General features: G+C 65.2%; 11 protein-coding genes. 2 read left to right on the top strand and 9 right to left on the bottom strand.

Translation table 11 applies throughout. From position 1 onward, the window contains the following. Positions 1-120 precede the first annotated feature (120 nt). From ACN9MV_RS09115 to ACN9MV_RS09105, 3 genes are all read right to left on the bottom strand, one after another. Positions 121-1,017: a dienelactone hydrolase family protein gene (locus ACN9MV_RS09115; RefSeq protein ID WP_093075402.1), complete on the bottom strand. Its 897-nt coding sequence runs from the start codon at positions 1,015-1,017 to the stop codon at positions 121-123. Positions 1,018-1,120: 103 nt separating this feature from the next. Beyond that, positions 1,121-1,861: an aspartate/glutamate racemase family protein gene (locus ACN9MV_RS09110; protein ID WP_426391887.1), complete on the bottom strand. Its 741-nt coding sequence runs from the start codon at positions 1,859-1,861 to the stop codon at positions 1,121-1,123. Positions 1,862-1,892: 31 nt separating this feature from the next. Next, positions 1,893-2,783, bottom strand: a complete 891-nt coding sequence (locus ACN9MV_RS09105; RefSeq protein WP_093075407.1) for a transporter substrate-binding domain-containing protein — start codon at positions 2,781-2,783, stop codon at positions 1,893-1,895. 187 nt (positions 2,784-2,970) lie between these two features. On the opposite strand from ACN9MV_RS09105, the gene ACN9MV_RS09100 reads away from it, so the two are divergent. Next, positions 2,971-4,182 carry a D-amino acid dehydrogenase gene (locus ACN9MV_RS09100; protein ID WP_426391886.1) on the top strand — a complete coding sequence of 404 codons (1,212 nt, stop codon included), beginning with the start codon at positions 2,971-2,973 and terminating at the stop codon, positions 4,180-4,182. Positions 4,183-4,200: 18 nt separating this feature from the next. On the opposite strand, the gene ACN9MV_RS09095 is transcribed toward ACN9MV_RS09100, so the two are convergent. The 3 genes from ACN9MV_RS09095 to ACN9MV_RS09085 form a co-directional block, all read right to left on the bottom strand. Then, the gene (locus tag ACN9MV_RS09095; protein ID WP_093075413.1) at positions 4,201-4,521 is read right to left on the bottom strand and encodes a DMT family transporter; all 321 of its coding nucleotides are present in this window, start codon (positions 4,519-4,521) and stop codon (positions 4,201-4,203) included. Positions 4,522-4,526: 5 nt separating this feature from the next. Then, positions 4,527-4,991, bottom strand: coding sequence for a carboxymuconolactone decarboxylase family protein (locus ACN9MV_RS09090; RefSeq protein ID WP_426391885.1), 465 nt, complete (start codon positions 4,989-4,991; stop codon positions 4,527-4,529). Between the two features lie 107 nt (positions 4,992-5,098). After that, positions 5,099-6,520, bottom strand: a complete 1,422-nt coding sequence (locus ACN9MV_RS09085) for a PLP-dependent aminotransferase family protein (protein ID WP_426391884.1) — start codon at positions 6,518-6,520, stop codon at positions 5,099-5,101. Positions 6,521-6,608: 88 nt separating this feature from the next. Here ACN9MV_RS09085 and ACN9MV_RS09080 point away from each other — a divergent pair, with 88 nt between their 5' ends. Beyond that, positions 6,609-7,211 (top strand): FMN-dependent NADH-azoreductase, encoded by a 603-nt coding sequence (locus tag ACN9MV_RS09080; protein WP_426391883.1) that lies wholly within the window; start codon positions 6,609-6,611, stop codon positions 7,209-7,211. Here the strand turns inward: ACN9MV_RS09080 and ACN9MV_RS09075 are convergent. The 3 genes from ACN9MV_RS09075 to polA are packed head-to-tail and all read right to left on the bottom strand — an operon-like array spanning position 7,208 to position 12,276. Then, entirely contained in the window at positions 7,208-8,110 is a 903-nt protein-coding gene (locus ACN9MV_RS09075; RefSeq protein ID WP_093049884.1) for a LysR family transcriptional regulator, read from the bottom strand. The two genes, ACN9MV_RS09080 and ACN9MV_RS09075, sit on opposite strands and share 4 nt — an antisense overlap. Positions 8,111-8,123: 13 nt before the next feature. Then, positions 8,124-9,416, bottom strand: a complete 1,293-nt coding sequence (locus tag ACN9MV_RS09070; RefSeq protein WP_093075423.1) for a M20/M25/M40 family metallo-hydrolase — start codon at positions 9,414-9,416, stop codon at positions 8,124-8,126. A 43-nt stretch (positions 9,417-9,459) separates the two neighbouring features. Next, on the bottom strand, positions 9,460-12,276 hold the full coding sequence (gene polA, locus ACN9MV_RS09065) for a DNA polymerase I (protein WP_093172009.1): 2,817 nt from the start codon (positions 12,274-12,276) through the stop codon (positions 9,460-9,462). Between the last annotated feature and the right edge of the window lie 59 nt (positions 12,277-12,335).

The following is a 12,335-nucleotide window of genomic DNA, read 5'->3' as shown; positions in this document are numbered from 1 at the left end:
GCTGCTTGCGCAAGAGGAGCGGCCGCTGAAACTGCTTCAACAAGGCCGTTGTCCGTTCATAAAAAGAGAAAAGGCCGTCATTCGACGGCCTTCGGCGGGGGTGGCTACAGGGCGCCGCGTTCAGGCGACGCCATTGGCTTTGAACCAGGCCGTGGCACGTTGCCAGCCGTCGTCCGCTGCGCTCTTGACGTAGCTGGGGCGGTAGTCGGCATGGAATGCGTGGCCTGCTTCGGGGTACACGACGAAGCTCGACGCCTTGGCCGCCGGGGTTCCAGTGGCCAGAGCTGCTTTCATCTTATCAACCGTGTCAAGGGGGATCCCCTGGTCTTTTCCGCCGTACAGGCCAAGCACCGGCGCCTGCAGGCTGGCGGCGATGTCGATGGGGTGCTTCGGCGTCAGTTCGCTGGGCTGCCCGACCAGCCGGCCGTACCACGCCACGCCCGCCTTGACCTTGCCGGTGGCGGCATACAGCCACACGATACGCCCGCCCCAGCAGAAGCCGGTGATGCCGGCCTTGCTGGTGTCGCCGCCGTTGGCCTTGGCATAGGCCAGCGCGCCGTCGAGGTCGGCCAGCACCTGTGCGTCGGGCACCTTGCTGACGATGTCGGCCTGCAGCTTGGGAATGTCGGTGTAGCCGCGCGGGTCACCCTGGCGCGCATACAGCTCCGGCGCGATGGCCAGGTAGCCGAGCTGGGCGAAGCGGCGGCAGGTGTCGGCGATGTACTCGTGCACGCCGAAGATTTCCTGGATCACCAGAATCACCGGCAGGCCGGTCTTTCCGGCGGGTGCCGCAGCGTAGGCGGGCACATCGAAGCCGTTGACGGTGTACTTGATCGGGCCGGCCTTCAGGCCTTCGGCCGAGGTGCTGATGGCAGTCTGCGCGGCCACCGGCAGCACGGCGGCGGCATAGCCCACGCCGATGGCGGCCTTGAGTGCAGTGCGGCGCGTGGCGCCCTGCTCGGTGCTCTCGCCGGGGCGAAGCGAATCGAAGTCTGAACGGCTGTCGTCGAGGGGCATGGGAAGGGCTCCAGTTGGATCGTCGGACAAGGGGCGTTGCGCTATCAAAAACCGCACGCCGCAATGTAGGCGAAATCGACTCCTGCCTCTATGTCCCCTGGTTTCAGTGGGGTTGGTAGGCCCGCCGGGCCAGCGCCGCGGCCAGTACCTGCGCGGGGTCGACGAGGTCGAGGCCCGCCACCGCGGCCGAACCCTGCAGACCCAGCGGCACTTCGGTACAGCCCATGATGATGGTGACGGGGCCATGGCGCTCGGCCAGCCGCAGTGCCACATCGGAAAAGCATTGCTCGGCGAGCTGCATGTTGCCGGCCTTCACGCCGTCGAAGATGCCGCGCGTGATCGTGTGGCGCTCCGCCGGCGTCGGCACGTGGCAGCCCAGGCCCGCTTCGGCCAGCGCCTGTTCGTAGAGGCGCACGCGGTAGGTGCCCTCGGTAGCCATCAGCGCGACGCTGGTCGTGCCCTGCCCGGCCAGCTGTTGCGCGGTTTCGCGCGCCATGTGCAGCAGTTCGACCTGCGGAAAGCGCTCCTGCAGGTTGGCATGCCAGGCATGCGCGGTGTTGCATGCGATGGCCACGGCCCGGCTGCCGAGCGCGGCCAGCCGGCCCAGCGCCTGCAGCATCGGCTCCAGCGGCTGGTGTGCGCCCTGTTCTGCCGAAGCCAGTGCGTCGGTACGGTCGGGCACCGGCACCTGCGCGAGCCAGTGTTCGGGAAAGGACTGGTCGCGCACCGGCTCGCCACGCGCACGCATCTGCTGCGCGCAGGCCAGCACGAAGAGCCGTACGAAGTCGGCGCCCGCCGCGGGGCCCATGCCTCCAAGAATGCCGACCACCTGCGTCACTTCCATGTCCTTTTCTTATCTTCTCGTCGCGCCTGGATCAGGTCGCGGGCTTGTCGCTGAGAGCTTTCAGGTTCTCTTTCAGCTGCGGGCTCATCGGCAGGTTCAGCGGCACGTTCTTCGGCGGGATCGGCTGCATGAACCACTTGTTGTAGAGCTTCTCGAACTCGCCGCTCTTCATCAGGCCGGCGAAGGTGTCGTCGACCAGCTTCTTGAAGGCCGGGTCGTCCTTGGGCAGCATGCAGGCATAGGGCTCGACCTGCAGCGAATCGCCCACCACCTCGAAGTCGGCCGGCGTCTTGGCGTTGGCGATCAGGCCGAACAGCAGGATGTCGTCCATGGCGAAGGCCACGGCGCGGTCGCTCTCGACCAGCAGGAACGAATCGGCGTGGTCCTTGCCGAGCACGATGTCCATACCGAGGTTCTTCTCGGTGTTGTACTTGCGCATTACCAGTGCATTGGTGGTGCCGGTGGTGCTGGCCACGGTCTTCTTCGCGAGGTCGGCGTAGTTCTTGATCTTCGAAGACTTCTTCACCAGCAGGCGCGTGCCGGTGTAGAAGTGGTTGATGGCAAAGGCCACGTCCTTGCCGCGCGCGGTGTTGTTGGTGGTGGAGCCGCACTCCAGGTCAACCGTGCCGTTGGTGATCAGCGGAATACGGTTCTGCGAGGTGACGGGCATGAGCGCGACCTGCAGGTTGGGCTTGTTCAGTTTTTTCTTCACCGCCTCGACCACGGCGTTGGAGAGTTCGACCGAGAACCCGATCGGCTTGTTGGGGCCGTCGAGATAGCTGAAGGGCACCGACGACTCGCGATAAGAGAGCGTGATCTTGCCGGACTCGGCGATCTTGGCCAGCGTGTCGGCAGCCTGCGCGCCAGTGGCGCTGAAGAGCACCGTTGCGGCCATGGAAGCCATGAGGACGGGGAGTTTCATGCGAGCCTTCATTCGGTTGGACTGAACATGCGGCCAGTTTAAGAAGCAGCGAAACAAAACAACAATTCCAATTGAAAGCCGACCCATGCCCAAAGGTTATGGGTGGGGGTTCTTTTGGCATTTCCGGCCGGAGCCGCGCGCGCCTACAGTCACGGCTCAAGTTCTCAATCTCCGGAAAGTTGCCTCCATGCATGTGTGTGTGCTCGGTGCCGGCATCGTGGGCCTGGCCACCGCCTGGCAGCTCGAACGCCAGGGCCATCAGGTCACCGTGATCGACCGCGCCGCCCCTGGCGCGGGCGCAAGCGGCGGCAATGGCGCGCAGCTCAGCTACTCGTACGTGCAGCCGCTGGCCGACCCGTCGATCTGGAAGCAGTTGCCCAAGCTGTTGCTGTCGCCCACATCGCCGCTCAAGCTGCGCCCGCAACTCGACCCGCTGCAATGGCGCTGGGGCATGGCCTTTCTCGCGGCCTGCAACGCGCAGACTTCGCGCGACACGACGGCTAGGCTGCTGGCGCTGGCCGCATTGAGCCGTACAGAGTTCGAGGCGATGCGCGCCGATATCGCACCCGATTGCGATTTCTCGGCCACGGGCAAGCTGGTGCTGTATGCCAGCTCGGTTTCGCTCGAAGGTGCGCGCGCGCAGCTCGAACTGCAGCGCGCCATGGGCAGCGAACAGCGCCTGGTAACACCTGACGAATGCATCGCCATCGAGCCCGCGCTTGCCAGCTATCGCGGCCAGATGGCGGGCGCCGTGCACACGCCGAGCGAGTGCGCGGCCGACTGCCTCAAGGTGTGCACCGAGCTCATGCGGGCATTGAGCGAGCGCGGCGTGCGCTTCATGCTCGGTGCCGACGTGCATGGCTTTGCACGCAGCGAGAACCGCATCGCGGCCGTGCACACCAGCGAAGGCGACGTGGAGGCAGATGCCTTCGTGATGGCGCTGGGCTCTGCCTCGCACAAGCTGGGCCGTGCGCTGGGGGCCTATCTATCCGTGTACCCGCTCAAGGGCTACAGCATTACCGTGGAGGTCGATCCGTCGCCCGGCGCCGCGCCGCACGTGAACGTGACCGACAGCGCACGCAAGGTGGTGTTCGCGCGCATCGGCTCGCGCCTGCGCGTGGCGGGCATGGCCGAGCTGGTGGGGCACGACGCAAGCATTCCTGCGACGCGCATCGAGACGCTGGCAACGGCGACGCGTGCCCTCTTCCCGCATGCGAGCCGGCTCGAGGAACTGCACCCGTGGACAGGCATGCGGCCCGCCACGCCGAAAGGATTGCCGATCATCGGCCGGCTGGAGAGCGCGCCGTCGAACATGCTGTTCAACACGGGCCACGGCGCGCTGGGCTTCACGCTGGCCTTCGGCTCGGCGCTGCAGATCGGGCAGGCCTTGCAGGCCTGAGCGCAACCTGCTTCCTTCTCAGCTGGTGGTGACCAGCTTGAGCCCGATCACGCCGGCCAGGATGAGCGCAATGCACAGCAGCCGCATCGGCGCGGCCGAATCGCCCAGCACCACCATGCCCACGATCGCGGTGCCCGCGGCGCCGATGCCGGTCCACACCGCGTAGCCCGTCCCCATCGGCAATGTCCGCAGCGAGAGCGAAAGAAGCACCACGCTCGACAGGCCGGCAGCGACCGTGAACAGCGCGGGCACCAGTCGCGTGAAACCTTCGGACGACTTCATCGCAAAGGCGAAGACGATTTCAAGAACGCCGGCAACACCGAGTAATGCCCATGCCATGGCGTTCAGGCCTTGGCAGCGGTGGCAGTGGCAGCGGGCGTCGAGCGGAACGTGATGCCGAAGCGGTTGAAGGCGTTCATCAGGCCGATCGCGTAGCTGAGGTCGGCCAGTTCCTTGTCGCTGAACTCGGCGGCAGCGGCTTCGTAGTCCGCATCGGGAACGCCGGTTTCAGCGACGCGCGTCACGGTTTCTGCCCAGGCGAGCGCGACCTGTTCGCGACGGCTGAAGACGTCGCCCGCGTCGTGCCACACCGGAACCAGCACGAGCTTGTCGACCGCCAGGCCGGACTTGAGCAGGTCGCGCGAATGCATGTCGATGCAATAGGCGCAGCCATTGATCTGCGAAACCCGCAGGTAGACGAGATCGACCAGTTGCTTGGGCAAGCCGCTTTTCTGGACGGCCATGTACACCCCTCCGAAAGCCTTGTAGACCTCGGGCGAAATCTTTGCGTAGTCGATGCGATTGCTCATGAAGAGTCCTTGTGTGTGCTGGTTGGAAAGGACTCCATGGTGTCGAATCTTGGTCTAGCCCAGAAGATCCATAAATGGCATTCGATACTGGGCCATGATCTTCCAGATCACATCAGGCTCAGGATGCGCTTTCCGAGCTTCTCGGCGGTGCGCCGCGAGTCGATGTTCGTGAAGTTGACGAGCAGGGCCGAAGCGCCCTGGCCCTCCTTCGTCCAGTCTGACAATGCCTCCGCGTACAGGCCCTCTTCCCGCATGCGCGCCACGAACTCGCGATCCGATTGCCGGCCTTGCAACCGCAAGATGAGATGCATGCCACCGGGTTGCGCGTCGATTCGCACATGCTGCCCGAGCACGCTCTGCAAACCCGCGCTGGTCGCCTCGCGACGCTCGGCATAGAGCCTGCGCATCCGCTGGATATGCCGCGCGAAGTGCCCCTCCGTGATGAAGGCGGTGACGATGGCTTGCGTCAGTTCGGGGCTGCCCCCTGCGAAGGTCTGGATGATCTGCTCGAAGCGCTCGACCTGCGACTCCGGCACGACGAGATAGGCCAGCCGGATGCTCGGGAAAAGCACCTTGCTGAAGGTGCCCGCATAGAGCACGCGTCCGTCGCGGTCCAGGCTCTTCAGCGCAGGCAAAGGGCGGCTGACATAGCGGTATTCGCCGTCGTAGTCGTCCTCGACGATCCACGCGTTGTGCCGTCCGGCCCAGTCGAGCAGCGCCTGGCGCCGGGGCAAGGACAGGGAAACGCCCAGCGGGCTCTGGTGCGCCGGCGTAACCACGGCTGCACGCGCGCGTGGCGCCGACTTGATGCCCTCGGAAACGACCATGCCCTCCTGGTCTACACGCACCGGGACAGCCGCGATTTGCATGTGCGCGAGCAGCTCCCGCGTGGGCGGGTAGCCGGGGTCTTCGAGCCAGACGCGGTCTCCCGCCTTCAGCAAGGCGAGGCCGATCAGCTCGATGGTGTGGCGGTATCCCGAGGTCACGAACACCTGCGATGCAGCGCAGTTGATGCCACGCGACACCTGCAGATACGCGGCAATTTCCGCACGCAGCTTTGGCAGCCCGTAGATGGAGGGATGCGCCATGTCGGATGGCTGCATGGCACGCACGCAGCGCGCACCCAGGCGGGCCCATATCTTTCGAGGGAATTCGTCGAGGGCGGGCAGCCCCATTTGAAACGGAAGAATCGAATCCGGCCGGAAACCGATCGAAGAAATTCTCTTGTCGAGCGGAGGCTCCGGAATTGCCACTGGCGTTTGCGGCTTGAGACCCGGCGCCACGATGGTCCCGGCCTGGCCACGTGCCTGGATGTATCCCTCGGCGACCAGCAAGGAGTACGCGGCTTCGATCGTTCCTCTTGCCAGGCCCAATTCCTTGGCCAGTGCGCGGGCGGCGGGTATCCGGTCGCCGGGCTTGAGCAATCCGCTGGAGATGGCATTGCGAAACCGCTCGTAGATCTGCCTGTAGTAGGGCTCGGCCGCTGCGGGGTCCAGGGGCGATACGGGACTGCTCTTCTTGGCGATCATGGATCAATCACAAGCTCCATTCTTGGCTCTGGAGTGTAGGCCATGCAAATTCTAGGATTGACGCTTCTCCCTTGCGGCCATATCAATCATGAAAATCCTGCACGTCAATTGCAGCTCCCGCGGGCAAGCCTCCGAGAGCTTCAAGCTTTCCCGAAAAATCGTCGATCTTCTGCTGAAGAAGTCGCCCGATGCCGTATTGGTCAATCGAGAAATTGGCGGCGGCGCCCTGAGGCATATCGACGCGAATTACGCGCTCGCCCAGCATTCGTCCACGGCAGAAATAAATCAGGAAGGCTCGATTTCCACATCCGAAGAATTGATCCGGGAACTGGAGAACTCGGACGTCGTGGTCATCGGAACGCCCATGCACAACCTGAGCGTGCCCTCTGCGCTGAAGGCCTGGATCGATCATGTCGTTCGAGCACGCCGTACGTTCAATGTGGGCGCCGCGGGCAAGGTGGGCACGCTGCGCGACCGCCCGGTCTTCATCGCCGTGGCTTCGGGCGGGAGATTTTCCGGGGAACATGCACGGCAGCCGGATTTTCTGACGCCGTACCTGACGACCATCCTGGGCACCATCGGGCTGAAGGACCTGAATTTCTTCTCGGTCCAGGGCACGGGCCTCGGCCCGGAAGTCGTCGCGCACGCAAGGGCCAAGACCGACCTGGCGCTGCAGGCGTATTTCTCTTAGAGCGCCTCTTGGATCGCCTGCTGCATGCAGCGCGTGATGCCGCGCACCGCCACCGAATCGGGTCGCGCCGCAAAACGCAGCGCGCGAATCGGCACCGGAATGTGCGGCTCCAGCGTCAGCACCTCGACCTTCGCACGGTCCGCCGATCGCGCAGTGCAGCCGTCGACCAGCGCCACGCCGATGCCGTGGTGCGCCATGGCCAGTGCCGCGTGATAGGTCTGCACCGTGACCACCGCCTGCTGGAAGCCCACGCCCGCCTGCCGGCAGGCCTGGCTCAGGCTGGTGCCGACGGGGTCGCGGCTGTCGAGGCCGATCACCGGACGGTTGACGAGATCGTGCAGCGCCACCGAACCGTTGCGCACCAGCGCGCGCGGCAGCATGCCCTTGGGCGCAATGCACACCATGCGGCTGTCGGCCAGCGTCTCCTGCGTGAGCGAGGGATGCACCGCGGGGCTGAAGGCAAAGCCCACGTCGGCTTCCTGCAGCAGCAGCGCCGACATGATCTGCGGCGAGTGCAGCGACTCGACGGTGATCGCATAGCCCGGATGCTTTTCGCGAAAGGCCTTGAGCGCGCGCGGCAGGATGTCGTAGCTCAACGCCAGCACGCTGAGGATGCGCAGCTCGCCCGTGTCGCCCGCAGTGCGCAGGTTGGAAGCAAGCCGCTGCACCTCGTCGAGCTGCGCGAACAGCCGCTCGATGTGCGGATACAGCGTGAGCGCTTCTGTAGTCGGCGTGAGCCGGCCCTTGGCGCGCTGGAACAGGGGGAAGCCCAGTTGCAGCTCGGCATGCTGCAGCGTGCGGCTCACCGCCGGCTGCGTGATGTTGATGAGCCGCGCCGCCGCGCTCACGCTTCCAGTGAGCATGATCGCGTTGAAGACCTCGATGTGGCGAAGGCGCATCGCGAACGGCGGGTCAGTTGCCCGAAGCGGTCTTGCCTCGTGCGATGTCCATGACCATGCGGGTGCCGAGGTACAGCCGCGGTTCGATGGAGTTGACCAGCACGTACTCGGCATCGGCCGAGTGCGCGCCGAAGCCCTGCAGGCCGAAGCGCTCGATGACGGGCGCCTTGGTCTTCAGCGCGGCAAAGGCCGCATCGGTGCCACCACCGGCGGCCTTGTCGTCGGCGCCCAGCGGCAGGCCGAGCTCGTCCTTGTAGATCTGCTGCGCATGGCGGGCCATGGCGCGCGAAGCGTCGGTGGCTTCCAGCGGCGGACGGCGGCGCTCGAAGTTCATCTCGACCTTGGCCTCGGGAATCAGCTGTTTCTTCACGCGCTCGTTTACCTGCTGCTCGATGCGGTCGTAGTCGCTGACCTTCAGCACGCGCACGTCGGCGCCCGCGGTGGCGCTGGCCGGAATCACGTTGCGGTTGCTGCCCGACTTGGAGATGGTCCAGTTCATCTTCAAGCCGGTGGCCGGGTCGGACAGGTCGCGCATCTGCAGGATCTGGTGCGAAAGCTCGTACAGCGCGTTCACGCCCAGCTCGGGCGCCGAGCCCGCATGCGAGGCCTTGCCCGTGACATGCAGCGTGACCGAGGCAATGCCCGCCGTGGCGAGCGAGAGCTTGTCTTCCTTGACGTAGGCGCCTTCGAAGGACAGCACCGCATCGTGCTCGCTGCCCATGCGCGTAATGAGCGCGCGTGCGCCGGGCGAGCTGATTTCCTCGTCGCCGTTTATCAGCACGGTGAGCGTGCCGTATTCCTTGAACTTCATTGCCTGCAGCATCGACACGATGTGCGTGATGACGGCCACGCCCTGCTTGTCGTCGGCAATGCCCAGGCCGTAGGCCTTGTCGCCATCGATGCGGAACGGCTGCTTGTTGAGCATGCCCACGGTGTAGACCGTGTCCATGTGCGCGATCAGCAAGATCTTCTTCTTGCCCGTGCCCTTGAAGGTGGCGCGCACCACGCGGCCCATTTTCTCGGGCGTGTCTTCCATGCGGTAGGCCTCGGCGCTCGGGTCGATCAGCTCGACCTGGCCGCCCAGCGCCTTGAACTTCGCGGCGATGAGGTCGGAGATTTTTTCGAGTCCGTCGAGGTCGCGACTGCCCGACTCGATGGAGACCAGCTCCTTCAGCGTGTCGAGCAGCGCGGGCTTTTCCTTGGCGGCGAGCGAGGCGACTTGCGCGTCGGGTGCGGCGAAGGCGGTGCCGAAGCAGGCCGCGCAGACCGCGGCGAGCAGAAGTTTGCGGTGCGGAAATTGAGTCATGTGCGTACGTTCTTCTCGGTTGGTTGTCTCGTCTTTTTATTCATCAATGCGCCTTGTCCCAATTGGGACCGACACCGATCTCGGCCAGCAGCGGCACCTTCAGCGCGGCCACGCCGGCCATGAGACGAGGGATTTCGGTGCGCACCCATTCGATCTCGGCCTCGGGCACTTCGAACACCAGTTCGTCGTGCACCTGCATGATCATCCGGGTACCGCGCTTCTCCTCGTCAAGCACGTTCTGTACCTTGACCATGCTGAGCTTGATCAGGTCGGCGGCCGTGCCCTGCATCGGCGCGTTGATGGCCGCGCGCTCGGCGCCTCCGCGTCGCGGGCCGTTGGGCGAATTGATCTCGGGCAGGTAGAGGCGGCGGCCGAACACGGTCTCCACGTAGCCCTGCTCCTTGGCAAGCGCCTTGGTCTCGTCCATGTAGGCCTTCACGCCCGGGTAGCGCGCAAAGTAGCGCTCGATGTACGAGGCCGCGGCCTTGGTCTCGATGCCGAGGTTGCGCGCAAGGCCGAAGCTGCTCATGCCGTAGATGAGGCCGAAGTTGATGACCTTGGCATAGCGGCGCTGCTCGCTCGACACCTGGTCGGGCGTGGAGCCGAACACTTCGGCGGCCGTCGCGCGGTGCACGTCGATGCCTTCGGTGAACGCGCGCAGCAGCGATTCGTCGCCGCTGATGTGGGCCATGATGCGCAGCTCGATCTGCGAGTAGTCGGCACTGGCAATCACGCTGCCCGCCGGTGCCACGAAGGCCTCGCGCACGCGGCGGCCTTCTGGCGTTCGGATCGGGATGTTCTGCAGGTTGGGGTCGTTGCTGCTGAGGCGGCCCGTGACGGCCACGGCCTGCGCATAGTGCGTGTGCACGCGGCCGGTGCGCGGGTTGGCGAGCTGGCCGAGCTTGTCGGTGTAGGTGCCCTTGAGCTTCGACAGGCCGCGGTGTTCGAGGATCTTGGCCGGCAGCGGATAGTCTTCGGCCAGTTTCTCGAGCACCTCTTCGTCGGTGCTGGGTGCGCCGCTCGGCGTTTTCTTGACCACGGGCAGGCCCAGCTTGGTGAAGAAGATTTCGCCGATCTGCTTGGGCGAACCGAGGTTGAAGGGCTGGCCGGCGATGTCGTAGGCCTCCTGCTCCAGTTCCATGATGCGCTTGCCGAGTTCGTGGCTCTGCGTGGCCAGCGTGGGAGCGTCGATCAGCACGCCGTTGCGCTCGACGCGGTAGAGCGCCTCGCTCGAATCCATTTCGAGCTGGTAGATGAAGCGCAGTTTTTCGTCGGCTTCGAGGCGCGGCCACAGCGTGTTGTGCACGTCGAGCGTCTGGTCGCTGTCCTCGCACGAATACTCCGCCGCCTTGGCGATGTCGACCTGGCTGAACGGGATCTGGTGCGCGCCCTTGCCGCACAGGTCTTCGTACGAGATGCCGCTGCGACCCAGATGACGCTCGGCCAGGCTGGAAAGACCGTGCGGCTTGTGCACTTCGAGCACGTAGCTCTGCAGCATGGTGTCGTGCGCGTAGCCCTGCACCTCGATGCCGTGGTTGGCGAACACGTGGCGGTCGTACTTGATGTGCTGGCCGAGCTTTTTCTTGGCACCGTTCTCCAGCCAGGGCTTGAGCTTCGCCAGCACCTCGTCGATGGGCAACTGCTCGGGCGCATCGGGGTAGTTGTGCGTAAGCGGGATGTAGGCCGCTTCGCCGGGCGTGACGCTGAAGCTCACGCCGACGATCTGCGCGACCATCTCGTCGAGCGAGGTGGTCTCGGTGTCGATGGCTGCGAGGTCGGCAGCTTCGAGCTTTGCGAGCCAGGCGTCGAACTGCGCCCAGTTCGTGATCGTGTCGTACTTGAGATTGCTCGCGGGCGCGGCGGCCTCCTGCGCTTCGAGCTCGGAGGGCTCGTCGAACAGGCCGCCCTGGTCGCTGTCGGCCTTGGAGGCAGCCTTCTTCTTGATGCTCTCTTCGATCAGCTCGGGCGGCACTTCCTGCGCTTCGAGCGACTTGACCAGGCTCTTGAAGCCGAACTTCTCGTAGAAGGGTTTCAGTTCGGCCGTCTGCGGCGCGCCGACGGGCAGGCCTTCGAGCGACGGCAGGCCGGTAACGTGGCCGTCGAGGTCGCAGTCGGTGCGAATGGTGACGAGGCGTTTGCTCAGCGGCAGCTTGTCGATGGCCTGGCGCAGGTTCTCGCCCGCGGCGCCCTTCACTTCGGCTGCGCGTTCGATCAATGCATCAAGCGAGCCGTATTCGAGCAGCCATTTGGCGGCAGTCTTGGGGCCGACCTTCGGGACGCCGGGCACGTTGTCGACCGTGTCGCCGACCAGCGTCTGGTAGTCGATCATCAGGTTCGGCGGTACGCCGAACTCGGACGTCACACCCGCCACGTCGCGCTTCTTGCCGTTCATCGTGTCGATGATGGTGATGTGCTCGTCGACCAGCTGGCTCAGGTCCTTGTCGCCGCTGGACACGATCACCTCGACGCCCTGAGCGGCGGCGACTTTTGCGAGCGTGCCGATGACGTCGTCGGCTTCCACGTCGGGCACGCTGAGCACGGGCCAGCCGAGCAGCTTCACCACTTCGTGGATGGGGTCGATCTGGCTGCGCAGGTCGTCGGGCATCGGCGAGCGGTTGGCCTTGTACTCGGGGTACCAGTCGTCGCGGAAGGTCTTGCCGGGAGCGTCGAAGATGCAGGCTGCGTAGTCGGCGCGCACCTCGCGCCGCAGCGCGGTCATCATGTTGATCATTCCCCGGATGGCGCCGGTCGCCGGGCTCTTGGGGTCGCCGGGCACGGCCCGCAGATCGGGCATCGCGTGGAAGGCGCGGTAGAGGTAGCTCGAGCCATCGACGAGCAGCAGCGTTTTCTTGTCGGTCATCGGGCCATTTTGCCGTGCCCGCGACGGCGTCCGAAGCCACGACGGCACCAGGTGTCAAC

The organism is Variovorax sp. R-27, from assembly GCF_049913215.1.
In the GTDB taxonomy this organism is placed as follows: domain Bacteria; phylum Pseudomonadota; class Gammaproteobacteria; order Burkholderiales; family Burkholderiaceae_C; genus Variovorax.
The sequence above is the reverse complement of the archived record's forward strand: the minus strand, read 5'-3'. Positions and strand labels throughout refer to the sequence as shown.